The organism is Burkholderia sp. S171 (assembly GCF_009766085.1).
In the GTDB taxonomy this organism is placed as follows: domain Bacteria; phylum Pseudomonadota; class Gammaproteobacteria; order Burkholderiales; family Burkholderiaceae; genus Caballeronia.
Window position 1 is genome coordinate 1 of record NZ_LMUF01000030.1, and the last position, 25,487, is coordinate 25,487.

Annotated in this window: 20 protein-coding genes; 4 read left to right on the forward strand and 16 right to left on the reverse strand. The window is 61.0% G+C overall.

Annotated features, from left to right (window positions below):
* Nucleotides 1–59: 59 nt before the first annotated feature.
* A complete protein-coding gene (locus tag GSQ93_RS13900; protein WP_158936272.1) occupies nt 60–1,229 on the reverse strand; it encodes an MFS transporter in 1,170 nt (389 codons plus the stop codon).
* Between the two features lie 239 nt (nt 1,230–1,468).
* Between GSQ93_RS13900 and GSQ93_RS13905 the strand changes: the two genes are divergently transcribed.
* Nucleotides 1,469–1,921 carry a hypothetical protein gene (locus GSQ93_RS13905; protein ID WP_158936273.1) on the forward strand — a complete coding sequence of 151 codons (453 nt, stop codon included), beginning with the start codon at nt 1,469–1,471 and terminating at the stop codon, nt 1,919–1,921.
* On the opposite strand, the gene pdeM is transcribed toward GSQ93_RS13905, so the two are convergent.
* The 6 genes from pdeM to GSQ93_RS13935 all read right to left on the reverse strand — a co-directional run bounded on the left by pdeM (nt 1,918) and on the right by GSQ93_RS13935 (nt 10,240).
* Nucleotides 1,918–2,580: a ligase-associated DNA damage response endonuclease PdeM gene (pdeM, locus tag GSQ93_RS13910; RefSeq protein WP_158936274.1), complete on the reverse strand. Its 663-nt coding sequence runs from the start codon at nt 2,578–2,580 to the stop codon at nt 1,918–1,920. The genes GSQ93_RS13905 and pdeM overlap by 4 nt on opposite strands.
* A complete protein-coding gene (locus GSQ93_RS13915; RefSeq protein ID WP_158936275.1) occupies nt 2,577–5,207 on the reverse strand; it encodes a ligase-associated DNA damage response DEXH box helicase in 2,631 nt (876 codons plus the stop codon). Before GSQ93_RS13915 ends, pdeM begins: the two co-directional genes overlap by 4 nt.
* Complete coding sequence (locus tag GSQ93_RS13920; RefSeq protein WP_158936276.1) at nt 5,204–6,874, reverse strand: ATP-dependent DNA ligase; 1,671 nt, start codon at nt 6,872–6,874, stop codon at nt 5,204–5,206. The genes GSQ93_RS13915 and GSQ93_RS13920 overlap by 4 nt, the downstream gene beginning before the upstream one ends.
* Nucleotides 6,871–7,968 (reverse strand): ligase-associated DNA damage response exonuclease, encoded by a 1,098-nt coding sequence (locus GSQ93_RS13925; RefSeq protein WP_158936277.1) that lies wholly within the window; start codon nt 7,966–7,968, stop codon nt 6,871–6,873. The genes GSQ93_RS13920 and GSQ93_RS13925 overlap by 4 nt, the downstream gene beginning before the upstream one ends.
* A gap of 257 nt (nt 7,969–8,225) precedes the next feature.
* Entirely contained in the window at nt 8,226–9,218 is a 993-nt protein-coding gene (locus GSQ93_RS13930) for a 2-hydroxyacid dehydrogenase (RefSeq protein WP_158936824.1), read from the reverse strand.
* A 41-nt stretch (nt 9,219–9,259) separates the two neighbouring features.
* Nucleotides 9,260–10,240, reverse strand: a complete 981-nt coding sequence (locus GSQ93_RS13935) for a LysR family transcriptional regulator (RefSeq protein WP_158936278.1) — start codon at nt 10,238–10,240, stop codon at nt 9,260–9,262.
* A gap of 579 nt (nt 10,241–10,819) precedes the next feature.
* Between GSQ93_RS13935 and aspT the strand changes: the two genes are divergently transcribed.
* The 3 genes from aspT to GSQ93_RS13950 all read left to right on the forward strand — a co-directional run bounded on the left by aspT (nt 10,820) and on the right by GSQ93_RS13950 (nt 15,375).
* The gene (gene aspT / locus GSQ93_RS13940) at nt 10,820–12,502 is read left to right on the forward strand and encodes an aspartate-alanine antiporter (protein WP_158936279.1); all 1,683 of its coding nucleotides are present in this window, start codon (nt 10,820–10,822) and stop codon (nt 12,500–12,502) included.
* Nucleotides 12,503–12,638: 136 nt separating this feature from the next.
* Nucleotides 12,639–14,411: an aspartate-alanine antiporter family protein gene (locus GSQ93_RS13945; protein WP_158936280.1), complete on the forward strand. Its 1,773-nt coding sequence runs from the start codon at nt 12,639–12,641 to the stop codon at nt 14,409–14,411.
* 118 nt (nt 14,412–14,529) lie between these two features.
* Nucleotides 14,530–15,375, forward strand: a complete 846-nt coding sequence (locus tag GSQ93_RS13950; RefSeq protein ID WP_158936281.1) for an aldo/keto reductase — start codon at nt 14,530–14,532, stop codon at nt 15,373–15,375.
* Between the two features lie 17 nt (nt 15,376–15,392).
* On the opposite strand, the gene GSQ93_RS13955 is transcribed toward GSQ93_RS13950, so the two are convergent.
* The 9 genes from GSQ93_RS13955 to GSQ93_RS13995 form a co-directional block, all read right to left on the reverse strand.
* Nucleotides 15,393–15,812 (reverse strand): hypothetical protein, encoded by a 420-nt coding sequence (locus GSQ93_RS13955; protein ID WP_158936282.1) that lies wholly within the window; start codon nt 15,810–15,812, stop codon nt 15,393–15,395.
* 87 nt (nt 15,813–15,899) lie between these two features.
* The gene (locus GSQ93_RS13960) at nt 15,900–17,972 is read right to left on the reverse strand and encodes an ABC transporter ATP-binding protein (protein WP_158936283.1); all 2,073 of its coding nucleotides are present in this window, start codon (nt 17,970–17,972) and stop codon (nt 15,900–15,902) included.
* Nucleotides 17,969–18,832, reverse strand: a complete 864-nt coding sequence (locus GSQ93_RS13965) for an ABC transporter permease (RefSeq protein ID WP_158936284.1) — start codon at nt 18,830–18,832, stop codon at nt 17,969–17,971. The genes GSQ93_RS13960 and GSQ93_RS13965 overlap by 4 nt, the downstream gene beginning before the upstream one ends.
* Nucleotides 18,829–19,860 carry an ABC transporter permease gene (locus GSQ93_RS13970; RefSeq protein WP_158936285.1) on the reverse strand — a complete coding sequence of 344 codons (1,032 nt, stop codon included), beginning with the start codon at nt 19,858–19,860 and terminating at the stop codon, nt 18,829–18,831. The genes GSQ93_RS13965 and GSQ93_RS13970 overlap by 4 nt, the downstream gene beginning before the upstream one ends.
* Nucleotides 19,861–19,913: 53 nt before the next feature.
* Nucleotides 19,914–21,599: an ABC transporter substrate-binding protein gene (locus GSQ93_RS13975; protein WP_158936286.1), complete on the reverse strand. Its 1,686-nt coding sequence runs from the start codon at nt 21,597–21,599 to the stop codon at nt 19,914–19,916.
* Between the two features lie 268 nt (nt 21,600–21,867).
* Nucleotides 21,868–22,368: a cupin domain-containing protein gene (locus GSQ93_RS13980; protein ID WP_158936287.1), complete on the reverse strand. Its 501-nt coding sequence runs from the start codon at nt 22,366–22,368 to the stop codon at nt 21,868–21,870.
* 147 nt (nt 22,369–22,515) lie between these two features.
* The gene (gene fusA / locus GSQ93_RS13985; protein WP_158936288.1) at nt 22,516–24,621 is read right to left on the reverse strand and encodes an elongation factor G; all 2,106 of its coding nucleotides are present in this window, start codon (nt 24,619–24,621) and stop codon (nt 22,516–22,518) included.
* A 26-nt stretch (nt 24,622–24,647) separates the two neighbouring features.
* Entirely contained in the window at nt 24,648–24,986 is a 339-nt protein-coding gene (locus GSQ93_RS13990; protein WP_158936289.1) for a hypothetical protein, read from the reverse strand.
* Nucleotides 24,987–24,994: 8 nt separating this feature from the next.
* The gene (locus GSQ93_RS13995; protein ID WP_254073901.1) at nt 24,995–25,450 is read right to left on the reverse strand and encodes a DUF192 domain-containing protein; all 456 of its coding nucleotides are present in this window, start codon (nt 25,448–25,450) and stop codon (nt 24,995–24,997) included.
* Between the last annotated feature and the right edge of the window lie 37 nt (nt 25,451–25,487).

Sequence of the window (25,487 nt, forward strand, 5' to 3'; positions counted from 1 at the left end):
CCCCAAACCCCAAACCCCCAAACCCCAAACCCCCAAACCCGTCCACCGGCGCGAGCGAACTAAACCACTCCGATACTCGCCCGCCGCGCCCGGCGATCCAACGACGCCGACAGCAACGTCAATCCAAACGCGCCACAGGCCATCACCACGCCAACCCACGGCAACATACTGAGCGAGGCACCCGCGCCAATCGTCATCCCGCCAAGCCACGCGCCCGTCGCATTGCCGAGATTGAATGCACCCTGATTCAACGTAGACGCAAGATTCGGCGCATCGCTCGCGCGATTCACGATCAACATCTGCAACGGCGGAACGATCGCGAAAGCGAGCACGCCCCATACAAAAATGGTGATCATTGCGGGAATGGCAGCGTGCATCGTAGCGGCGAAAATGGCCTGGACCAGGATGATCAATACCAGAAACGTCAGCAGCGAGCGCAGTAGCTTCCAGTCAGCGAGCTTGCCGCCGAGCGTGCTCCCAACAGTCAATCCAAGCCCGAACAACAGCAGCACCAACGTGACCGCGTGCGGTGAAAAACCGGTGACGTCCTCAAGGATCGGCGTGATGTACGTGAACACGGAAAAGAGACTCGCCGATGCCAGCACGCTGACGCCCAGCACCATCAGCACTTGCGGATTCTTGAGCACGTTGAATTCGCGCAGGATGCTCGATTCCCGCATCTCGATGTGCTTCGGCAGGCACACGGCGAGCGCACCCGCCGCACCCAAGCCGATCAGTGTCACCACCCAGAACGTCGCGCGCCAACCGGCCACTTGACCGAGCGCGGTGCCGAGCGGAACGCCGAGCACGTTCGCAAGCGTGAGGCCGGTGAACATCAGCGCAATAGCTTGCGCGCGACGGTTGGGCGCAACCAGGTCCGCCGCGACCACCGAGCCGATGCCGAAGAACGCGCCATGACAGAACGCGGTCAGGATGCGCGCGGCCATCAGCATCCAATAACCCGGCGCAACGGCGCACAGCAGATTGCCGACGATGAACACGCCCATCAGGCTCATCAGCGCTTTCTTGCGCGGCATTTTCGCGGTGACGATAGCGAGAATGGGGGCGCCAATCGTCACGCCCAGCGCATAACCCGACACCAGCATGCCGGCTGCGGGGATGGATACCCCGAGATCCCGCGCGACGTTGGGCAACAAGCCCATGATGACGAATTCGGTCGTGCCGATACCGAACGCGGCAATGGCGAGGGCTAGAAGGGGCAGAGGCATGGGGTAAGCGGTAACTGATGCTGGCCGGTCGCGCGTTATCGGGGTGAAGAACGCAGGCTCGGGCGAGCTGAAGGAATCAAATTGTACCGAACGTTGTCGGGTTTGCTTGGTGAAAACCCTGAGAGTTGTGCAGTTGATTCAACGAGTTGGGTTTTCAGGCTTGTGGGAGGCTCTCGGTGTTGCTTTTTGCCATCGGGCGGACTAGGTTGCGGGTTCCTGCTTTTCAACGAAGGACCTTCATGTCTGCATTCCGGCATTTTTTTCCGTTGATGGTTGCCGCGCTGATGGCATTCGCGGTCGTGCCGGAGGTGTTTGCTCAGGAAGCTGACGCGAGTGCGGGACCCATCCGCACCACCGGCGGCAGCGTGGTGTTCGTTCAGCAAGGCGCCACCTTCGAAGCTCAAATCGATGGCAAGCCGTTCGATCAGCTGAACGCCCGCCGCATTGCGCATTTTGACGAGCCGTCGGGGGCACGGATGATTGTCGAGGCATTCGAGACCGGCTCACCCGAACTTGTTCTCTACGATTTCACCAAGCGTCCGCCCACGGTTGAGCACATGACAAAGCGCATGAAACTCACCGGCGTGTTCTGGCAGCGCGATGAAGTGGTGCTGAAAAGTGCCGATGGCTGGTACAGGTTTCAGCGCGGGACGCTCACGAAACTGACGTCATCGAAGATGACTTATCACTAAGTCCGCACTGCCATCACCCGGTCGCCAGCGACTACGAAAATTCGCTCGCCGTGCGCGCTTGCGTTCACCTCGAAGCCGCCGGTAAACGCGCCGAATGCAGGAAGCACGCCCACATTCGCAGCAAAACGAAAACACGGCAATCGCGCGCTATCGAGCCGGGTCGCGACGCGGTACACCGGATGTTCATGTCCCGCCAACGCATACGCGCCCGTCACGCGCTGCGGGTAATGACACAGTGCCCAAGGCCCGAACCTGTACGGCTCTTCAACCACGTCGAGCGCGAGCACGTCGGGCGGCCCACCGGCATGGCGATCATGATTGCCTTCCACAAGGATCAGCCGCAAGCCGGCATGCCGCTCGCGCCACTCGGCCAACGCGCCGAGCGTAGTCAACGCGTGCGACTCACGTGCATGCAGCAGATCGCCGAGAAACACGATCGTCGCCGGCCGATGCATCAAGATCAAGGTGTCGAGCCGCGCAAGTGTTTCCCCCGTCGAACCTTCCGGCACGGGAATGCCGCGAGCGCGAAACACAGCGTCCTTGCCGATATGCGCATCGGCGACGAACAATGCTTGCCGCACCGGATCGAACGCCGCCCGCGCCGCCGACAACACCAGCGCATGGCCGCCAACATCCACTGTCAACGCCTCGAGCATCATGCGCGCGCCGCCTTTTCCAGATCGGCGAGCATGCGCGCGACACGATCAGACAACTTCTCGGTGCTCACCTTCTCGCGCAACCGCGCGATGATCAGTGGAAACGCAAACGGCGTCGGCTTCTTCGGGCGCGTCAGTGCGAGCCGGCTCGCGCTCATGCTTTTAAGCGCGGCTCGTATCCTGTCAAGTTCGAGTTCCTGCAACATGACCTCCTCTTCGGCCTGCGCAAGCAGCAGATTCCCGCTGTCATGCTGACGAAAAACTTCATAGAAAAGTCCGCTCGATGCCTGCAGTTGCCGCGCACTTTTTTGTTGTCCGGGATGCCCCTGAAAGATCAACCCGGACACCCGTGCGATCTCGCGAAAACGCCGCGCGGCAAGCTCGGACGAATTGAGGCTGGCGAGAATGTCGTGTTCGAGATTATCGGGCGAAAAAAGTCCGTCTTGTATGAGCGTCTCCCAGTCGAAGGGGCGCGCGGATAGCAACTCAAAGCCGTAATCGTTCATCGATATGGAGAACGTACTCGGCTGATCGCGCGCCACGCGCCAGCCGATCAGCGACCCAAGGCCAACATGCGCCATCCGTCCCGCAAACGGATAACAGAACAAGTGATGCCCCTCGCGCGAACGAATCAGCTCAACCAGCAACACGCCCGGCTCGGGCAGCGCCGACCACTTTGCCTGCAATTCGAGCAGCGGCCGCACGGCTTGCATCTCGGGTTCATCGTAGACGCCGTTCATGGCGCGCGCCAGCATCATCAGCGTGGCATCGGCCAGTTCGGACGACAGCGGCATCTTGCTGCCGGCCCATTGAGGCATGGCGCCTCGCGAAGACGTCGCGCGTTTCACGTACGCGGTCATCTCGCGCACCCGCACGAGTTCAAGCGCGCGGCCGCCGAACGTGAATACGTCGCCGGGCTTCAGACGCGAGACGAACGACTCTTCCATCGCGCCGATCCGGCCGCCCGTCATATACGCAATGTTGATGGTCGCGTTGGCCACAATCGTACCGACGTTGTTCCGATGGCGCCGGACCAGGTCCTCACGCGGCACGCGATACACCCCGTCAGCATCGAGCGTCACGCGGTGATAGTCGGGGTACGCCGCGAGCGACGTGCCGCCGCGTTCGACAAACGCCAGCGCCCAGTCGAACTCCTGCTGCGTCAGGTCGCGATACGCGTACGTCGTGCGCACTTCGTCGAAGAGATCGCGCGCCTTGAAGCCGCCGCCTATCGCAATGGTCACCAGATGTTGGACCAATACGTCGAGCGGCTTGGAAGGCATCTCGCGGCCTTCTATGCGCCGTTGTTCGACGGCCCACCGCGCTGCCGCTGCTTCCACGAGTTCGAGCGCGTGCGTCGGTACGATGGTCACCCGCGATGCCCGTCCCGGCGCATGGCCGGAGCGTCCTGCGCGCTGCATCAAGCGCGCGACGCCTTTGGGCGAGCCGATCTGGAACACGCGATCGACGGGCAGGAAATCGACGCCGAGATCAAGGCTCGACGTGCAGACTACCGCTTTCAACTGGCCGTTTTTAAGGCCGAGTTCGACCCACGCGCGGACTTCCTGATCCAGCGACCCGTGATGCAATGCGATCAAACCCGCCCAGTCGGGACGCGCCTCAAGCAGCGCCTGATACCAGACCTCGGCCTGCGAGCGCGTGTTGGTGAAGACGAGCGAGCTGCGCGCCTGGTCGATCTCGGCGGCGACCGGTTTAACCTGGCGCGTGCCGAGATGGCCGCCCCACGGAAAACGTTCAATAGTGCTGGGAATCAGCGTATCGACGATCAGCGTCTTCGGCTGCGCGCCGCGCACCACGACGCGCGTCGTTTTCACCGGAGCGAGCAACGCGTCGCGGGCGAGATCGAGATTGCCGAGCGTCGCCGATAACCCCCACACCTGCAAATCAGGCCGCCAGTGCGCAAGGCGAGCGAGGCCCAGCTGCGTTTGCGTACCGCGTTTATTCCCAAGCAGCTCATGCCATTCATCGACAACCACCAGCCGCACGTGTTTCATCTCGTCTTCGGCGTTCGCGCGCGTGAGCATCAGCGTGAGACTCTCAGGCGTGGTGACCAGCGCGCTTGGCATGCGCTTGTTTTGCCGCGCGCGCTCGGCTGAAGGGGTATCGCCGGTGCGCAAACCGATGCTCCACGGCACCGCGAGTTCCGTCACCGCGGTTTGCAACGCGCGGGCGGTATCGGCGGCGAGGGCACGCATGGGCGTGATCCATAGCACGGTGAGCGGCGCCGGAACGCCACGGCTTGGGAGCTTGTCAGAATAGGCCGCCAGCGCGCCCAACCACACCGCCCACGTCTTGCCCGCGCCGGTGGTCGCGTGGAGCATGCCGCTCGCTCCGCCTAAAATTTCGGTCCACACTTCGCGTTGAAACGGAAACGGTTGCCAGCCGTGGCGCTCAAACCATGCAGCGAGACGTGCTTCGAAAGGCGTGTCCGCAACGTCCTGGTCGATGACTATCGGCGCGGGCCGAAACAGCTCGGCGACCGCATCGGCTTTCGCCTGAGCCGCGCGTGTTTTCGGTATCCGACGCGGACGCGAGGCACGACGTTTCGTATCGCTAGTTGGTTGGGTATCCTGATTGTCTATGTCATCGTCATCGACGGGCGTGCTCATGGCGGCGCTCCTTCGAGAAAACCCTTGAGCATGCCGAGCGTGTCGGCGTCGTCAATTTGCTTGTCCGTGCGCCATCTCAGCATGCGTGGAAACCGCACGGCAATTCCCGACTTGTGGCGCGGACTCGCCTGGATCCCTTCGAAGCCGATCTCGAACACGAGCGTCGGCGTGACGCTGCGCACGGGCCCGAACTTTTCGATGGTCGTCTTGCGCACGACCGCATCGACCTTGCGCATCTCTTCGTCCGTCAAACCGGAATACGCCTTCGCGAAGGGCACCAAAGTGCGCACGCCATCGGCTTCGTCCCACACGGCGAACGTGAAGTCGGTGTACAAACTCGCGCGCCGGCCGTGGCCGCGTTGCGCGTAAAGCAAAACGGCGTCGATGGCGTAGGGATCGATCTTCCATTTCCACCATGTCCCGGATGCCTTCGTGCGCCCCACACCATAAAGCGATTCACGTCCCTTCAGCATCAAGCCTTCAACGCCTCGGCTGCGGCTTTCTTCGCGCAATGCGGCGAGGGTTTCCCAGTCGGGCGCGTCAACCATCGGCGACACCCGCAGCAAGTCAACGGCCAGTGTCTCGCCCAACGCGGTGGCCAATGCATCGAGTTGCGCGCGGCGTTCGATCAACGGCGTGACACGCAGATCGCGGCCATTGGCTTCCAGCAGGTCATAGGCGAGAAACGTAGCAGGCGAATCGGCGAGTACTTTCTTCGACAAGGTCTTGCGCGTGATGCGTGGCTGCAGTCGCGCAAACGGCAAGGGTGCATCGCCGCCGGGTTCCCACGCGAGAATTTCGCCGTCTATGACGGTGCCGTCGGCCAGCGCAGCACCGAGCGACGCGAGTTCGGGAAAGCGGTCGGTGATGAGATCTTCACCGCGCGACCACAGCCACGCCTGGCCGCCGCGTTTCACCAGTTGTGCGCGAATCCCGTCCCACTTCCACTCGATAACCCACTCCGACGGCGCGCCGAGCGTCGCCGGATCGGCTTGCAAAGGATGAGCCAGGAAAAATGGGTAGGGCAAGCCGAGATCGCTCTCATGCGGCGTGGCGGCGTTGTCATCGTCCGGGCTTTCCGGTGCGATCAGCCGCAGATAACGCGCCGCGCCCGGCGCTTGCTGCGAATCGGTCCAGCCGACCATACGCTGGGCAATGCGTTTGTGATCCACACCCGCGACTTCAGCGAGCGCGCGCACGACGAGTTGGCGCGCGACCCCCACGCGAAACCCTCCGCCTATCAGCTTGGTCAACAAAAAACGTTCGCTCCAGTCGAGTTCGTCCCAGTAGCCGAGCAAACGCGTTCGAAGCTCGCCGGGCTCCTTGCCGCGCAAAGTCAGTACGCGTTCCTCGATCCATTGCGCGAGGCCGAGTTCGGATGTGCGCTGCGCGGGCGGCAGGATATGCGCGATGGTTTCGGCCAGATCGCCGACCGCCTGATACGACTCGTCGAAGAGCCATTCCGGCAAGCCGGCGCGCTCGCGGGCGAACTCGCTGAGAAGGCGGGTGGGTACCGATTGGCGAGGTTTGCCGCCGCTGAGAAAGTACGACGCCCACGCGGCGTCCTCGGGTTCGGCCGCCGAGAAATACGCGATCAGCGCCTCGAGTTTTTCTTTCGTCGACGTGGTGCTGTCCAGAGCGGTGTAGAGCGCAGCGAAGCGTTTCATCGCGCGTCCGCCTCGGACGAAGAAGGAGGAGGAGGTTCGACGGCTTGTTGCTCTGACGAGCTCGCCTGGCCGGTTTCCGCCGCGTCGGCTTCGATTGCGTCATCGCCGTATTCGGTCGTGAACGCGCCCGCTTCCAGACCTTGTTCGCGCAGCCAGCGCACCATCGGCTCGATTTGTCCGTGCGTGACGATCACGCGTTGCGCGCCGGTTGCACCAATTGCTGTCTGCAAACCCGGCCAGTCGGCGTGATCGGACAGCACGAAGCCGCGGTCCAGGCCGCGTCGCCGGCGCGTGCCACGCAACCGCATCCAGCCCGATGCAAACGCGTCGCTATAGTCGCCAAAGCGACGCATCCACGCGCTGCCTTGCGCGGACGGCGGCGCGATGATCAGCGCGCCCTTGAACGCGGTCTTGTCTTTCGCGGCGATGTCGCTGACCGGCCGCGTCAGCGGCAGATCCACGCCCGCTTGCGCGTACGCCCGATTCAGCGGTTCCACGGCGCCATGGCAAAAGATTGGTCCGATGGCCGGATCGACGCCTGCAAGAATCCGCTGCGCCTTGCCAAACGAGTAGCAGAACAGCACGGAAGCCCGGCCTTCGGCCGCGTTATGCCGCCACCATGAATTGATGCCGTCGAAGACCACGCGGGACGGTTCCCATCGATAAATCGGCAGGCCGAAGGTGGATTCCGTAATGAATGTGTCGCAGCGAACCGGTTCGAACGGTGCGCAAGTGGGATCGGGCTCGACCTTGTAGTCACCCGAGGCGACCCACACCCGGCCCGCGTGTTCCACCCGCACTTGCGCGGAACCGAGCACGTGGCCGGCCGGATGCAGGGACACCGAGACGCCGTTTACGACCAGTCGCTCGCCGTAGGGGACACCTTGCAGGGAGATACCGGGCAACCGCGACAGCAACACGCCGACGCTCGCTTCGGCTGCGAGATAACTTGCATGCCCGAAGCGGGCGTGATCGGCATGGGCGTGAGTGATGATTGCCCGATCAACAGGGCGCCACGGGTCGATGTAGAAATCGCCCGGCGGGCAATAAAGGCCTTCTGGCCTCGCGACAATCAAGTCTTGCGATGCGTCCAACCAAATCCCCACTCGCGAAAAGAAAATAACGACAAAATAAAGAGGGCCAATACGCTGGAACGCAACGCATCGCAGCGGCTGAAATGGCATTGGACCATAGCAAATGGCATGCCGCCGCGCGGTAATAAAGATGGAATACGGTAGTAAATGTATTGGTATGAAGAATAAATTGAATATCGGAAAAACTGATTTATCGACGGAAAGTATAAAAACAACCCGTCAATAAATTCCGTATTCGAATCCTGCAATTGAATTGTTCAGGGAAATGCTTGATGGCGCGGGGAGCCGTCGAACCAGGCTTTTACATTGCCGAGCGTGGTGATGGCGATTTCGCTGAGGGCTTCGCGCGTGAAGAAAGCTTGATGCGAGGTGACGATAACATTTGGGAAGGACAATAGCCGCGCGAGCACGTCGTCTTGCAGCATGTGATTCGAATGGTCTTCGAAAAAGAGGCCGCCTTCTTCCTCGTAGACGTCCAAGCCAAGATGGCCGAGTTGCCCGCTTTTCAACGCGCCAATGAGCGCGCGGCTATCGATCAAACCGCCGCGGCCCGTATTAATCAGCATGGCGCCGCGTTTCATGCGGGCGAGTGCGGCGGTATCGATGAGGTGATAAGTGGAGGGTAAGAGCGGGCAATGCAGGCTGACAATGTCCGACTCCGCCAAGAGGATATCGAGCGGAACACAGCGCGCTCCGGCTTCGAGAAGATCGGCTGCTGGCGGTCCAGGATCAAACGCCAGCAGCGTCATCCCGAAACCGGCCATGATGCGGCCGAATACCCGCCCGATTACGCCTGTGCCAATAATGCCAAGCGTCTTGCCGTGCAGGTCAAAACCCAATAGTCCGTTAAGCGAAAAATCGCCGTCACGAGTCCGGGCATAAGCGCGATGCAACTTGCGATTCAGCGTCAGGATCAGTCCGGCCGCATGCTCAGCCACCGCATGCGGAGAATAAGCCGGGACACGCACCACGCCAATTCCGAGCCGGGCTGCCGCTGCCAGATCGACGTGATTAAAACCTGCCGAGCGCAGCGCCACGAGCTGCGTGCCGCCCTCGCGAAGGATTTCCAGGACTGCTTCATCAAGGATGTCATTCACGAAAGGGCATACCACTGCGCACCCGTAAGCAAGAATCGCCGTTTGCGCGTCAAGTTGTGATTCCTGGAACTGCAGAGAGTAACCAAACGCCGCGTTTGCGTCAGTGAATACATCGCGATCATATTGCCGGCTGCTGAAGACGATCATATGAATCGGCATCGGACGGTCTCCCTGCCAGTCAGTCAGGTAATCAATCAGTTAGCGATTGCGGTTGCCGGAGGCACCATGGAAAGTCGCGCGAGAATGGTTTCCGGCTGCGGCAGTCCGACTTCCCCGCCCGGGCCCATATGTTCGAGCGTGTAGTCAATGAAGGCGCGTGTCTTGGCCGGCAGATACTGCCGTCCCGGATAAACGATAGACACCTTCACGTCCGGATCATCAATAGCATAATCACCCAATACCCGTACCAGTGAGCCGTTCTCCAGATCCGCCGCGACAATGCCTTCCGGAATGATCGAAATGCCCATGTGCGCAAGCGTTCCGAGCCGCACCATCAATGCGCTGTTAACCGTATAAACAGGGGCGAGCGTGACTTGGTCGGCGCTGCCGTTGTTACGATGCCGGAAGTGCCAGGTGGCGCTGCGCATTTCGCTGGGGAGCGCCACGAACGCGTGGTGCAGCAAATCGGCCGGTGTGCTCGGCGAGCCGTGCTCTTCCAGATAAGCGGGCGTGGCGACGGGAATCAGCGTGTTGGTGGCGACCGGGCGCTCTACTAACGCGGTGCTCGTCACCATGAATGCCGTGACAATACCGACATCAAATCCGTCTTCCACCAGATCCACATGACGCTCTGATAAGGTGAGCCGTACGTTCACCTTTGGATAGACCTGCCGGAATCCATCAATCAATGGCGTCAGAGCCATGAGCGAAAGCGATCCGGATGCCACTACGCGCAATGTGCCGCTGGGGTCGCCCTCGGTATGCGCCACCATTGACTCGAGATGATCGAGTTCTTCAAGCAATGCGCGGCAGCCTTCGAGATAACGCGTGCCGGCTTCAGTAAGAGACAGGTTACGAGTAGTGCGATTGATTAACCGAGTGCGTAAATGCGCTTCCAGCATTGCAATTGCGCGAGTGACAAGCGCGTTTGATACATCGAGTTGCTGTGCGGCACGCCGAAAACTCTCGGTTTCTGACACCCGCACGAACACACGCATGGCATGAATTTGATTCATCGTCTCTTACCTCTCAGTGTCCAAAACAGCGTGGGACCGTATTACGCACCACCGCGCATACGGCATTTTTTGATCGGTGCCGAAAAGCGCATTGACACCCGTGCGGAATTGCAATATCTCGTTGATTTCTTGTTTGCATTCCGCATTAACCGCAAGACTTTCACATTTGCTAATTCATTGCAATGAAAAATTACACTTCCACGGATTTTGGAATGGATCGTCTGATTTATGCAGATTTTTGTTTCAAGAGTTGTGTTACCGCATTCGACTTTTGATGCGATCGATAAATGACTTGTCTATTGCATACAAACAGGCGATCCAGCTTGCCAAACCACGATAAGCTCTGCCGGACGTCGCCAATACACGCGTTTTATTGGATGGAACGGCGCTACTGACCTGCCAAAAATAACGATGGGCGTTAAATTCATACCGCGCTGACTTGACGGCTGGCAAACTGACATCTAAAAGATGCACTGTTCATTAATTCCGGAATTACGATCATAATTAATTGAATCCTTAATTGATCATTCCCGGTCGCTTGATAGTTGCAGTTAAATAATCAATGGAGGCGATAATTTCATGATCTGGAGCCTGCTGGCGAGTCAACCGGAAATTGCATTGTTTGCGAGCCTGGCACTTGGCTTTTTCATTGGCTCTTTCAAGTTCGGACCCATACAGCTCGGCGGAGTATGCGGCACCTTGATCGTGGCGCTGGTTCTCGGACAAAGCGGCGCGCGCCTGTGCCCCGATTTGAAAAACATTGCATTCGCCCTGTTCATCTTTGCGCTGGGCTTCACCGGCGGACCGCAATTCTTTGCGAATATCGGGCGCGGCTGGCGTTATGGGCTTCTTTCCGTCGTTGAGCTGGTCGTGGTGCTTGGGCTGGTGCTTGGGGCTGTCGCGCTCTTCAAGCTGGATCGCGGTACTGCGGCTGGCTTGCTCGCCGGCGCCGCGACGGAATCCGCCGTGGTCGGCACGGCGTCCGAGGCAATTGGCAAGCTCGCGCTGCCTGCTGCCGAGATTGCCCGGCTGCAGGCGAACATTGTCACCGCGTACAGCGTGAGTTACCTGTTCGGGCTCGTCACCATCGTGTTGTTCACCAGCCAGATCGCGCCGCTCATGCTGCGCGTGAATCTGCGCGACGAAGCGGAGCGACTCTGGCGCGCGCTGGGTGGCGACAGCGCGCTGGCGGAGGGCCAGCGGCTGGCGGCGCCGTCGCTTGTGGCGCGCGAGGTCCGCGTCACGGGCGCGGCGGATCTGAGTGTCGGCGCCCTTGAAAACCGCTATGGCAACGAAATCACAGTCGCACGGGTGCTGCGCGGCCGCTCGGTCGTCAAGGCGCAGCCCGGTCTCGTGCTGAAGAAGGATGACCGGATCGTGATCGGCGGGCGTCGCGCAGCGCTTGTGGAGGCGTTGCCTGCCATTGGTGAGGAAGTCACCGGTGGCGATGTCGCCGACGTCTATGCCACCTCGCTCGACGTCATGCTCACGCGCCGCGAAGTGCATGGCCTGACGGTGGCGCAGGTGCGCGCCCGCGCGACCCCTGCCGACGGCCACGGCGTTTATATATCGGCGGTTACGCGGCTGGACAGCACGATCCCGGCGTTGCCCGGGACGGAGTTGCATCGCGGTGACGTGCTGACGTTGATCGGCGCGGCCGACGACGTGCAACGCGGCGCCGCGAAGCTCGGCTACGTGATACGCGCCACGCTGAAAACCGACTTTGTGTTTCTGGGCCTGGGCGTGATTGCCGGGATCGTCCTGGGGCACTTCAGCGTGCGCCTGGGCGATGTGCAGGTCGCGCTGGGCACGGGCGGCGGGTGTTTGCTGGCCGGCTTGCTGTTCGGCTGGATCCGGTCGCGCTATCCCGTGATCGGTTCGCTGCCTTCCGCTGCCGCACAAGTGCTGAAGGATTTCGGCCTGTGCACGTTTATCGCCGCAGTGGGGTTGGGGGCGGGCGCGGACGCTGTTCGTCTGATTCGCGAATACGGTTTTGCGCTGCCGTTGGCAGGCGTGGTCATCACGCTCGGGCCGGCGCTGGTGTCGCTCGCGGTGGGCCGCTGGCTGTTGAAACTAGAAGTGCCGATGCTGCTCGGCGCGATCGCCGGCCAGCAATGCAGCACGCCGGCTATCAGCGCGCTGGTGGGTGTGACGGGCAATGCGACGCCGGTGATCGGCTACACGATCACGTACGCGTTGTCGAACGTGCTCTTGCCGCTAATGGGGCCGGTGATTGTCGGGCTCGCGGGCAAGGTGGGATGAACAGGTTTATGTCGTAGAAAGCCGGAATAGGCGCACGGTGAGAAGCGTCAGTGTCAGTATCAGTATTAGGTTCAGGTTCAGGTTCAGGTTCAGGTTCAGCGGGTCGGGCAAGGCATACGAAACTAGCGAGGGCACTATGGAATGGATACATCAGCTTTTCACGAAGTCACCGGAGATTGCGCTATTCCTCTCTCTGGCCGTGGGGTACTTCATCGGCCAGATCAACTTCGGCAAGTTCCAGCTTGGTGGTGTGGGCGGGTCGTTGCTGGCAGCAGTCGTCATCAGTCAGTTCGGTGTACAGATCGATAACGGCGTCAAGTCCGTCATGTTCGCGATCTTCATCTATGCAGTCGGCTACGACTCGGGGCCGCAGTTTTTCAACTCGCTGTCGCGCAAGACTTTGCGTGAGATTGCGATGGCGGTGTTCCTCGCGGTAACGGCGCTGGTGACGGTGCTGATCTGCGCGAAGCTGTTCGGCTTGAACAAGGGGATTGCGGCGGGACTGGCTGGCGGGGCGTTGACGCAATCAGCGATCATCGGCACGGCCGGTGACGCCATCGCCCGGCTCGGGCTGCCGGTTGCCGAAACCAAGGCGCTCCAGGGCGACGTGGCGGTCGCTTATGCCGTGACGTACGTATTCGGATCGCTGGGCGCGATCATCGTGTGCGTGAATATCTTGCCGAAGTTCATGGGGCAGGGTTTGAAGGAGGCCGCAGCGGAAGCGGAGAAAAGTTTGCTGGGCGGCGCGGTCGCACAGGGGGCCGGTCAGACAGCCGCAATGCCGGAGCTGGTCGGGCGGGCTTATCGCGTGACCGGCGGCAGCGGTGGGACGACGCGCGCAAGTGGCGGCGATGCCGGGTCGCTGGCAATCAAGAGCGCTTCAGGCGCAGGCGGCGCGAGCGGTGCGGCGGGCCGGACGGTCGCCGAGATCGAGATGGCTGAGTCCGACATGATCACCATCGAGCGAATTCGCCGGGCGGGTAAAGCGGTGGAGCCGCGGCCGGACGTGATGCTGCAAGTCGACGATATCGTGCTGGTCGTCGGCCGGCGTGAAGTGATGGTGACGGCCGCATCGAACCTGGGTGAAGAGGTGGCGGACACCGACGGCATCAGCGTCGTGATGCAGAACCGGCAGGGTGTGTTCACGCGCAAGGGCATGAATCACATGACGATTGCCGCGGTGCGTACGACGGTGGATCGCGACTTGCGCCACGGCGTATTCGTGCAGGAAATTCGCCGGGCGGACCAGCCGTTGCCGATCCTTCCCGAAACCAAGCTCGAACATGGCGATGTCATTACGTTCTACGGTTCGCCGCAGGATACGAAGCGCGCCGTGGATGCAGCGGGTTATGAGTTGCCGGTTACCAACAAGACCGATTTCATCTACATGGGCGTGGGGATTGTGATCGGCTTGCTGATCGGGTTGATCGTGGTGAATGTGGGCGGCGTGCCGTTGACGCTGGGTTCCGGTGGAGGCTGTTTGCTGGCCGGGCTGGTATTCGGCTGGATGCGCGGTAAGCATCCGATGTACGGCGTGATGCCGTCGGCGGCATCGCAACTGATGAAGGATTTCGGGCTCGCGGCGTTCGTGGCGGCGGTTGGCCTGAACTCCGGATTGGCGGCCGTGGTGACGGTGAAAAACAGCGGCCTCACGATCTTTCTGCTGGGAGCGATCGTGACCATCGTGCCGCTCGTGCTCACGATGCTGTTCGGTCGATACGTGTTGAAATACACCAACGCAGCGCTTTTGGCGGGCGCACTGACCGGATCGCGCAGTGCGAATCCTGCGTTCGGCGGCGTGCTGGATAAAGCGGAAAGCGCGGTGCCGACGGTTCCGTTCGCAATCACCTACGCGTTGGCGAATGTTTTGCTGACGCTGCTGGGACCGCTGGTGGTGGGATTGGTCTGACGAAGGGATGAGTGCACATGATCGGGCCGCCTCGGCTCTACTCGCGTGCACTCAAAAAGTTTGAACCGACAGCCATGGCGTGAGCCCAACGACATCGAGCATAAAAAAAGGGGCCGCCATGACTTCGCATCAGAAAACCGTTTCCCTCCCGACTGGAGAACAACTTCCCGCCTTGGGTCAGGGCACCTGGGAAATGGGTGACAGCGCCAGAAGCCGCAACGCGGAAATCGCCGCGTTGAAGACGGGCGTGGACCTGGGCATGACCGTGATCGATACCGCCGAAATGTATGGCGAAGGCGAGAGTGAAAAGCTGATCGCCGAAGCATTGAAAGACCGTCGTAACGAGCTTTTTATCGTCAGCAAGGTGTATCCGCATAACGGTAGCGAAGCCGGCGTGAAGGCCGCGTGTGAACGAAGCCTCAAGCGGCTACAGACTGACCGCATCGATCTGTATCTCTTGCATTGGCGCGGCGGTGAAGATCTTGAAGGGGTGATCGGCGGCTTTGAGGCCTTGAAAGCGCAGGGCAAGATCCGCCATTGGGGCGTGAGTAATTTCGACACCGACGACATGGTCGAACTCTTTGCCCTGGAAAACGGCAACCATTGTGCCACCAACCAGATTCTGTATAACGTCGCACGGCGCGGTCCGGAATTCGAACTCCTGCCGTGGCTGCGCGAACGCAATATGCCGGCGATGGCGTACAGCCCCGTCGATCACGCGCGCCTGCCCAAGCAAAGCGTACTCAACGACATCGCGAAGGCCCGCGGTTTGTCCGCGACGCAAATCGCGCTCGCGTGGGTCTTGCAACAACCGCAGGTCATGGCGATCCCGAAAGCGGGGACTGTCGCTCATGTGATTGAGAACGCGGCAGCGCGAGAGGTGAATTTGTCGACGGAAGAACTGAGTCTTATCGATACCCAGTTCAAACCGCCGAAAGCAAAACGCCCGCTGGAAATGCTTTAAACCGGCTTTAAACCGCCCTACATGCAGGCGTGATGCGAATGCACGGACCCCAGCACGGCGACCTCGGCCGGCGTGCGCTTGAGCGACGCTTCATCGACTTGCTTTGCATCGGCGAGGAATTCATCGACCAGTGTTGAGACCGGCGTATTGCTGAGGCATAGCGACACGCGCTGCGTTTCATTGGGCTGCAGTTGCGAGCGCTGACCCAGGAACAGCACGCCATATTGGTAGCCGCGCACAATGCCGCGAACGGCCCCCACGCACTGGCCCTGCGCGGTGTTATCGGACTTCTGCGAACACTCCTGCGCGAGCGTATAGGCGGAGAAACTCGGATCGACCGGGGGTGGCTGCGTGCTTGGCTGTGCGTGGGCAACGGAGGCGCAGCCCAGCGTGAAGAAAGCTGCGCACGCGAACGTCGCGGAGATGTTTCGCTTCATGTTGTGATCCCTCATGTCGAACGTTGAACTCGATATGAGGGAACGAGCGCCGAATGGTTCCTTCTGGTTCAACTTTAGCGCGCGGGTTTATTCGGTTTTTTGCAAGCGCTTGAGTTCGGCAACGGGGATGTGGCATCGAATCCTGTGTCCATCGGAGGCGTGTGCATACGGCGGTTCTTCCTGCTCGCAGATCGCTCCAATCTTGCGCGGACAACGCGTATGGAACACGCACCCCGACGGCGGGTTCGCCGCGCTCGGCAACTCGCCTGAAAGGCGGATGCGTTCGCGTGACTGCGGTTCATCGCTGATCGCCGGAATCGACGACAACAACGCCTCGGTATAAGGATGATGCGGCCCGTCGAACACGTCGGTCGCGCGGCCAATCTCCATCAGCCGGCCGAGATACAGCACAGCGATACGATCGGATAAATAACGCACCACGTGCAGGTCGTGCGAGATAAACACGTAACTCACGCCGCGTTCGCGCTGCAGATCGGCAAGCAGGTTCAGGATGGCGGCTTGCACGGAGACGTCGAGCGCGGACGTGGGCTCGTCGCAGACCACTACGCGCGGATCGCCAGCGAACGCGCGCGCAATCGCCACGCGTTGCTTCAACCCGCCCGACAATTGCCGCGTGCGCGAGCTCAGGTAACGTTCAGGCAAACGCACGGCGGCGGTCAGCGATTGCAGCCGCGCTTCCTTCGCGGCCCCACGCAACGCACCGAGCTTCGACAACGACCGTGCGATCAGCCGACGCACTGAATGCGCCCGGTTCAACGCAGAATCCGGATTCTGGAACACGATCTGCAGCGACTTGACCTGCTCGTCGTTACGGCTTGTCACGCGTGCGGGCAGGGCGGCGCCGTCGAGTTCTATGGAGCCGCCCGCATCCGGCGAGAGCAAGCCCAGCAACAACTTCGCGAGCGTCGTCTTGCCGCTGCCGGACTCACCGACTAGTCCAAGCGTTTCGCCTAGCGCCAGTTCCAGCGATACATCGTGCACCGCCCGCAGCGACTCGCCGCCAACATGAAACGTCTTCGATAAATTCTCCGCGCGCAAGGCAATGGGTGCATCCGTCCTGTCGATAGGCGCGCTCAATACTTCCGGCGTCGCACGCGGCAAGTCGATCGCACGTTCGTGATAATGGCAGCGCGCCATCTGATCGCCATGGGCGGCCGAGACCCGATACGGCGGCGGCGCGTCACGATGACAACGGTCATCGGCGAGCTTGCAGCGCTGCGCGTAGATGCACCCCTGCGTCACGGATCCAGGCAGCGGCAGCGAACCGGGGATCGTGTCGAGCCGCCCCGTGTCCTTGCTTCGCCCCGTGGTCGGCAAACAGCGCAGCAGGCCCACTGTGTACGGATGCCGCGGCCGCGCGAATACATCGCGTGTCGTGCCTTCTTCGACCAGTTTTCCCGCATACAACACGCCGACGCGATCACACATCCGTCCGATCACCGCCAGGTTGTGGCTGATGAACAGCACCGCCGTGCCAAGCTCTTCGCGCAGTTGCGCGATCAGGTCGAGCACCTCGGCCTCCACCGTGGCGTCGAGCCCGGTAGTGGGTTCATCGAGGATCAGCAACTCCGGATTGCACGCAAGCGCCATCGCGATGACCACGCGTTGCTGCATGCCGCCCGACAATTGATGGGGATACGACTCCATCACGCGCTCGGGCGACGAGATCCGCACGCGCCGCAAGATATCGACGGTATGTTCCAGCGCGTCATTCACCGACGAACCCGCGAGCTCGAATGCTTCGGACACCTGCCGAGCTATAGTCAGCGACGGATTCAATGCGCGGCCCGGATCCTGATACACCATCGATACCGCGTTGGCGCGCATGTGCCGCAACGTGTCGGCGTTCATCGAAGCGATGTCGTGGCCGGCGATCGAAATCTTTCCCGACTTCACGCGGCCGTTGCGCGGCAGATAACGCAATATCGCGAGCGCGGCGGTGGACTTTCCACAGCCCGATTCGCCTACAAGCCCGTACGCTTCGCCGCGTTTTATCCGCAGCGAGATGTCCTGCAACACTTCGCGGTCCCGCCCGCGCGAACGGTACGCGACCGTCAGGCCGACAAGGGTCAGCGCGTCGGCTTCTGCGCGCTTCGATCCATCGAAGATGGGGAAGGCCGATGGCGGCGGTCCGTTCATCGATCGAGCACTCCCTGAATACCATCGGCAACGAGGTTCACGCCCACGACCAGCGAGGCGATTGCCGCGGCGTCGAACACGACGGTCCACCATGCGCCGCCCGCCATCAGCGTGTAGCACTCCGACAACGCGAGGCCCCAGTCGGCTGATGGCGGCTGAATGCCGAAGCCTAGGAACGACAGCGTGGCGACCGCGAAAATGGCGTAACCGAGCCGCACGGTGGCTTCCACGATGATCGGCTGCAGTACGTTCGGCAAGATCTCCGCGAACATGATGTAGAACGCGTTTTCGCCGCGCAATTGCGCCGCCAGCACGTAGTCCAGATTGCGCTCGGCGAACACGGCTGCGCGCACGGTGCGCGCGGTGATCGGCGTGAAGGTGATGCCGATCACGAGAATCACGGTGACGTTGCTCGCACCGACTGCCGCGAGCGCGAGCAGCGCGACGATTACCAGCGGCAGCGCGAGCACCGCATCGATCAGCCGGCCGATCACGTTGTCCACCCATCCATCGAAATAACCCACGATCAAGCCAACCGCCGTCCCCGCCACTGTGCCGAGCAGCGTCGCCAGCGGCGCGATGGTGAGAATGTCGCGCGCGCCCACGATCACGCGCGCGAATACATCGCGGCCGAGTTGATCGGTGCCGAACCAGTGCGTGGCGTCGGGCGGGGTGAGAGAGTTCAACGGATCGGACGCGTACGGGTCCTGCGGCACGACCCAATGTCCGACCAGCGCGCACGCGACCCAGAACAACAGGATCAGCACGCCGACCACGAACGTGGGTGAACGCAGCAAGGCTTTGCTGCGTTCGAAACGCGGCGCCTTGCGCGGCACGGGCGCGACGGTTGCAGTGCTCATTGCGCGTTCCTCACCCGCAAGCGCGGATTCAACACGACATACAGCGCATCCGCGATCAGGTTCGCCCCCGTATAAATCACGCCGATGGTCAGCACGCCGGCTTCGAGCATGGGAAAGTCTTTGCCTTTGGCAGCGTTATAAATGAGCGAGCCAATGCCCTGATAGTGGAACAGCGTCTCCACGACCACCAGCCCGCCGATCATATAACCGAGCTGCGTCGCGGCAACGGTGACGGTCGGCAGCAGCGCATTGCGCAGCACGTGGCGCATGATCACCACGCGGCGCGGCAGGCCCTTGAGGATCGCGGTGCGCGTGTAGTCGGCATCGAGCGCTTCAACGGTCCCGGCGCGCGCCATTCGCGCGATGTAACCGAAGAACACGAGCACTAGCGGCAACACCGGCAGGATCAGATGCTGTAACTGGACCAGCACGTTCGACCCAGGCGGAAATGTTGCTTCAATCGGCAGCCATTGCAGCCAGATGCCGAACACGAGAATCAGCACAATGGAGGAGACGAACTCCGGCACGACCGTCGCCGATAACCCCGCAATGCTGATGGTCCGGTCGATCCAGCGCCCTTCGTGCAGCGCGGAATAAACGCCGCCTGCAATGCCCAACGGCACGACAACGATAAACGCCAGCGCGCCGAGCTTGGCCGAGTTCAACAACGCGTCGCCGATAAACGGTGCCACCGGCGCGCGATACGAATACGACTGACCCATGTCGCCGAGCAGGAAGTGGGCGATCCAGCCGGCGTATTGCGTGAACAAAGGCCGGTCGACACCCAGTTGATGATTGAGCGCGGCGACCGCGCGAGCATCGGCCAGAGGACCAAGGATGGCGCGGCCGACATCGCCGGGAAGCAACTGACCGCCCGCGAATACGATCACCGACAACAGCCACAACGTGATGACCGCGAGCAGCAGCCGCACGCCGATAAACCGCGCAATGCGCGCGACGCTTCCGGCGTTGCTGCGTGAGCTTACTTTCGGCGCGCCCGGCGCGGCGGGAGGCGAGACCGTGTTCATGATCGGAGCATCCTCGGGTCAGGCTTCAATGTGCGCGAGACTCAAAAAAACGGCTACGCGCCAATCGTCGCGCGTTGGAAATACAACTGCGAAATGGCATTGAAGCGCACGCCTTTCACGTTCGCCCGCGTGACGATCAACTGATCGTAGAAGTAGGGGATCACGACCGGGGTTTCATCGAGCAACAGGGTCTGGATTTGCCCTGAGAGTTTTTTCTGCGATGCCACGTCGAGCGCCGCTACGAAATCCGCTACCAGCTTGTCGTATTGCGGATTCTTGAAATGGGCCGCGTTCCACGTGCCTTCGCTGGTGAGCGGCGCGTTGAGGAACACGTTCGGCACGCCGCGATGGCCGTAATCCGTAATCCCGAGCGGTGAATCGAGCCAGTCCGATTTGCCGTACGTGCCCGCGCCGTAATACAACTCCTGGCTTTCCACCTTCAGCGTGATGCGGATGCCGACCGCCTTCGCGGCGTTCTGGATCACGACCGCGAGATCGGGAATCTCCATGTACTTTTCGGTCGTGAGCGTGACGTCGAAACCATTCGGCACGCCGGCCGCCGCGAGCAATTGCTTGGCCTTCGCAATATCCATCTTGCGTTGCGGCACGCTCAGATCGCTCGATGGAAACACCGGCGAGAACGGACTGTCATTACCAAGCGCAGCGTGACCCTTGAACAGCCCCTTCACAATCACATCGCGATTCACCGCCAGCGCCAGCGCCTGGCGCACGCGTTTGTCCTTGAACGGACCCGTGTCGGTGCGCATATGCATCTGCCGATGTGCGCTCGACTTCACGCCAAGCACCTTGAACTCGGGATTCGTCATCATGCTGAGCCCGCCCTGCACGGTGAAGTCGCCCATCACATCGGCTTGCCGGCCCTGCAGCGCGAGCAGTTCCGATTGTTCGTCGGCGTAGAACGCGAACGTCACCCGGTCGGGCAGCGCTTTATCGCCCCAGTAATCCGGGTTGCGGACAAACGATGCACCCACTTTCGGCGTGTACTTTTCGAACTTGAACGGGCCCGTGCCCGGGAACGACTTCTCGTACGTGCCGCTGAAATTCGCCGGCAGGATCACGGCGTTGTAGGTATCCGATGAAACGTAATACGGGAAGTTGCCGTTCGGGGCGTCGAGATGAAACTCGACCGTCATGTCGTCGACAACCTTCACCGAGCCCTTCGACAACACGCCCTTCAGCACCGAGAGCGCCGCCGAACCGCTGGCCGGATCGGCGAGCCGGTTGAAGGTTGCCGCGACGTCCTTGGCGGTCATCGACTGGCCGTCGTGGAACTTGACGTTCGGGCGCAGCTTGAAGGTCCATACATCGCCCTTGTCGTTCGGCTTCCACGACAGCGCGAGGGAAGGGCGGAGCTTGAGCTCCTGACCGTCATCGTCGATAAGAAATTCGCCCGTCTGATTGATCAGCGCGAGGCCGGCAGGGTCGGTGACGGTGAGCGGATCGACCTGGCCCGACGGCGTCAGGTGCGCCACGCGGATCGTGCCGCCGGGTTTGCCCGCAGGCGTTTGCGCGCGCGCGTGCGGCATGCCGATCAAACCGCCGGTGGCCATCGACAAACCCAGCAAGCTCGCATGCCGCAGCAACTCGCGCCGTGACAGCCGGCCGGCCTTGAATTCGTCGATAGCATGGTTGCCGAGTTCTCCTGCCGATCCCCTCGACTGTTCTAACGCGGCATTGAAGGGGGAAAGCGAGTCCAGATCGGTTGCGGTCTTTTTCATCGGGCTGTCCGGTTCGGGGTTCGGTTGTTGTTTTGACTCGACGATACTGCGCCATCCAACGAGGGACAGCGGCAGCGACGGAATCGGATGCGCTTTCAGTTTAGCGGAGCAAATCGTGTTCCGATTCCCGACGCGCGTTTCATGTGCCAATTAATTGCGCGTGCTGTGGGACAGCCGCGACGGTGCGGAAAAGCTTGCTGAACGCTGGCGGACCCGATCAGGAGGGCGGTAGAAAATGCCGCGCCTCCATGTAGTCCCGTCACTGCGTTCAATGCTGATGCGGATGTTTATGAATCGGATCGACCCAGAACACTTCCTCGGGTGCTTCCACCGCATCGATATTCAGATTCACCACCACCGCCTCATTGTCGCTGCGCACGAGTACGCATTCCAGCGGTTCATCGGTAAGCGCATTGATCTCCTGATGCGGCACGTATGGAGGCACAAAGATGAAATCACCCGGCCCGGCTTCAGCGGTAAATTCCAGATGATTGCCCCACTTCATGCGCGCCTGTCCGCGCACGACGTAGATCACGCTTTCCAACGCGCCGTGATGATGGGCGCCGGTTTTCGCATTCGGATGGATCGTCACCGTGCCGGCCCAGATTTTCTGTGCACCGACGCGTGCTGCGTTGATCGCTGCCGCGCGATTCATGCCGGGCGTCTGCGCGGTGTTGGTATCGAGTTGATCGCCCTTGATCACCTTGACGCCGTTCTCGCGCCAGTCAGTGTGCTCATGGTCAGGGTCGTGCTGATGTTCGTCGCTCATTCGCTTGTCTCCGCCGATCCGTGGAAAAGCCGCCGTCGATCTACGCTACCTTCAATCCGGCTAAAGTCAAAAAAAGTCCGTTGCCGCCGGGAGGCAACAACGGACTTCGTTACGTCGTTAAGTCGATAGATCGACCCCCGACCAAGTCTACTTGCCCTTCGAACTCACGATGGCTTCCGCGACGTTGTTCGGCGTCTCGGCATAGTGCTTGAACTCCATCGTGTACGTGGCGCGGCCCTGGGTGAGCGAGCGCAACGTGGTCGAGTAGCCGAACATTTCAGCCAGCGGCACCTCGGCGCGCACGATCTTGCCGCCACCGCCCGCGATGTCCTCCATACCCTGCACGATCCCGCGGCGTGACGACAAATCGCCCATCACGTTGCCCATGAAATCTTCGGGCGTTTCCACTTCTACGGCCATCATCGGTTCGAGCAGCACCGGCTTGGCTTTCCTCATGCCGTCCTTGAACGCCATCGATCCAGCCATGCGGAACGCGTTTTCGTTCGAGTCAACATCGTGGTACGAGCCGAAGGTCAGCGTCACCTTTACGTCCACCACCGGATACCCCGCCAGAACGCCGGCTTTCAGCGTTTCCTGAATACCCTTGTCGACCGCCGGAATGTATTCGCGCGGCACGACGCCGCCCTTGATGGCATCGACGAATTCATAGCCCGTTCCCGGTTTTTGCGGTTCCAGCTTGAGAACCACGTGACCGTATTGACCGCGTCCTCCTGACTGCTTGACGAACTTGCCTTCAATATCTTCGACCGGAATGCGGATCGTCTCGCGATACGCAACCTGCGGTTTACCGACAGTCGCTTCCACACCGAACTCGCGACGCATCCGGTCCACCAGAATTTCAAGGTGCAGCTCGCCCATGCCCGAAATGATCGTCTGGCCGGATTCCTCATCGGTCTGCACGCGGAACGACGGATCTTCCTGAGCCAGCCGGTTCAACGCGATACCCATCTTTTCCTGATCGGGCTTCGTCTTCGGCTCTACGGCCTGGGAGATCACCGGTTCCGGGAAAATCATGCGTTCGAGAATGATCGGATGAGCCGGATCGCACAGCGTGTCGCCGGTCGTGGCTTCCTTCAAACCCACGGCCGCGGCGATATCGCCGGCGCGCACTTCCTTGATTTCCTGGCGCTCGTTCGCGTGCATCTGGAGGATCCGGCCGAGCCGCTCCTTCTTCTCCTTGATCGCGTTGTAGACGGTATCGCCGGAATTCACCACGCCCGAATACACGCGGAAAAAGATCAACTGGCCGACAAACGGGTCCGTCATGATCTTGAAGGCGAGCGCGGAGAACGGATCTTCGTCGGTCGGATGACGTTCCGCGTGTTTGTCATACTCGTCCACGCCATTGATGGCAGGAATGTCCGCCGGTGACGGCAAGTAGTCGATCACTGCGTCCAGCATGGCTTGCACGCCCTTGTTCTTGAATGCGCTGCCGCAGAACATGGGGACGATCTCGCTCCTGAGCGTGCGCGCGCGGATGGCTGCCTTGATCTCGTCTTCGCTGATCGCCTCACCGCCGATGTACTTGTCCATCAGCGCTTCGTTCGCGTCCGCTGCCGCTTCGATCATCTTCTCGCGCCATTCTTCGGCGGTTGCGAGCAGGTTATCGGGGATTTCCTGATATTCGAACAGCACGCCCTGGCTGGCTTCATCCCAAATGATCGCCTTCATCTTGACCAAGTCGATGACGCCCTGGAAGTGCTCTTCAGCGCCCACGGGAATCTGCATAGGCACAGCGACGCCCTTCAGCCGCTCGCCAATCTGCCGTTGCACGCGGAAAAAGTCGGCACCCACGCGGTCCATCTTGTTGACGAACGCAATGCGCGGCACCTTGTACTTGTTGGCCTGGCGCCAGACCGTTTCAGATTGCGGCTGAACGCCGCCGACCGAGTCATAGACCATGCAGGCGCCATCGAGCACGCGCATGGAGCGTTCCACTTCAATGGTGAAGTCGACGTGTCCCGGCGTATCGATGATGTTGATCCGATGTTCCGGATAATTCCCCGCCATGCCTTTCCAGAAGGCCGTGGTGGCGGCGGAGGTGATCGTGATGCCGCGCTCCTGCTCCTGCTCCATCCAGTCCATCGTGGCCGCGCCGTTGTGAACCTCACCAATTTTGTGATTCACGCCGGTATAGAAAAGAATGCGTTCGGTGGTGGTGGTCTTGCCGGCATCGATATGGGCGCTGATACCAATATTCCGATAGCGGTCGATGGGAGTCTTGCGGGGCACTTGAACCTCCTGTTGATTGGTTGGAGCTAAAAACCCGAACCGGGCACGATGGCCCGGCCGGCGGCTCCGGAGCGAAGCATTGCTTTGTCGTGCTTGGTGAGCATTGGCGAGCGCTTCGCTGGTTTATTAGGATAGCGCGTCGACAGGGTCTTTGCAGGATTCTTGCCAGCTCGGCAAAAAAGATGAATTTGTGATGACGCGCGTGCGGCGTTCCAGCGCGGTCTGCGCTGGTTTTCGCGCTGGTTCCCAAAGCGATAAGCAAAAAAGCCGACGCGCGCAAAAAGCGGGCGGCCGGCTTCGGGCACGAATGGCGGGACAGGCGCGGGGGCGAACGAGAGCGTGAAGAAACTAAGCCGCTCGCTCAACGCACAGATTATTGCACTGCAGGCAACCCCTTGATCTGCATGCCGGGCTGAAGCCCTTTCGATGCAAACCAGCCTTTGCTCATTTCCAATGCGTACACACCATTATTGCGCGGGCAGTGGTTGTTTTCCGTCTCGGCCTGCATTTCGTCGATATCCGTGATCGTTCCATCGGCACGCATGAACGCGATCGACAGCGGGATCAGCGTGTTTTTCATCCAGAAACAGTGCACGGCCGTTTCGTTGAAGACGAACAGCATGCCTTCGTTGGGTTCGAGCTTCGTGCGATACATCAGGCCTTGTTCGCGATCGGCATCGTTCGCGGCAACGGCGGCGTCGATCACATACATGCCCGCGGTGAGTTTCGTGTGCGGGAAATCGGCGGGCTTTTTCGCGCCCGGCGGCATTTGTCCTGCTTCTGCGGCCAGCGGTTGGGCGTGCGCGGCGAGCGGCGCGACTGCAATCAATGAAACGAGCGGAACGGAGAACGCAACAAGCGCGCGG

Bases quoted from the DNA above. Each gene is read 5' to 3' on its own strand.
- GSQ93_RS13975 (WP_158936286.1), bottom strand. From the start codon at position 21,599: ATGAAAAAGACCGCAACCGATCTGGACTCGCTTTCCCCCTTCAATGCC.
- GSQ93_RS13950 (WP_158936281.1), top strand. From the start codon at position 14,530: ATGACTTCGCATCAGAAAACCGTTTCCCTCCCGACTGGAGAACAACTT.
- GSQ93_RS13965 (WP_158936284.1), bottom strand. From the start codon at position 18,832: ATGAGCACTGCAACCGTCGCGCCCGTGCCGCGCAAGGCGCCGCGTTTC.
- GSQ93_RS13915 (WP_158936275.1), bottom strand. From the start codon at position 5,207: ATGAGCACGCCCGTCGATGACGATGACATAGACAATCAGGATACCCAA.
- GSQ93_RS13935 (WP_158936278.1), bottom strand. From the start codon at position 10,240: ATGAATCAAATTCATGCCATGCGTGTGTTCGTGCGGGTGTCAGAAACC.
- GSQ93_RS13980 (WP_158936287.1), bottom strand. From the start codon at position 22,368: ATGAGCGACGAACATCAGCACGACCCTGACCATGAGCACACTGACTGG.
- aspT (WP_158936279.1), top strand. From the start codon at position 10,820: ATGATCTGGAGCCTGCTGGCGAGTCAACCGGAAATTGCATTGTTTGCG.
- GSQ93_RS13905 (WP_158936273.1), top strand. From the start codon at position 1,469: ATGTCTGCATTCCGGCATTTTTTTCCGTTGATGGTTGCCGCGCTGATG.
- GSQ93_RS13960 (WP_158936283.1), bottom strand. From the start codon at position 17,972: ATGAACGGACCGCCGCCATCGGCCTTCCCCATCTTCGATGGATCGAAG.
- GSQ93_RS13900 (WP_158936272.1), bottom strand. From the start codon at position 1,229: ATGCCTCTGCCCCTTCTAGCCCTCGCCATTGCCGCGTTCGGTATCGGC.
- GSQ93_RS13920 (WP_158936276.1), bottom strand. From the start codon at position 6,874: ATGAAACGCTTCGCTGCGCTCTACACCGCTCTGGACAGCACCACGTCG.
- pdeM (WP_158936274.1), bottom strand. From the start codon at position 2,580: ATGATGCTCGAGGCGTTGACAGTGGATGTTGGCGGCCATGCGCTGGTG.
- GSQ93_RS13955 (WP_158936282.1), bottom strand. From the start codon at position 15,812: ATGAAGCGAAACATCTCCGCGACGTTCGCGTGCGCAGCTTTCTTCACG.
- GSQ93_RS13945 (WP_158936280.1), top strand. From the start codon at position 12,639: ATGGAATGGATACATCAGCTTTTCACGAAGTCACCGGAGATTGCGCTA.
- GSQ93_RS13970 (WP_158936285.1), bottom strand. From the start codon at position 19,860: ATGAACACGGTCTCGCCTCCCGCCGCGCCGGGCGCGCCGAAAGTAAGC.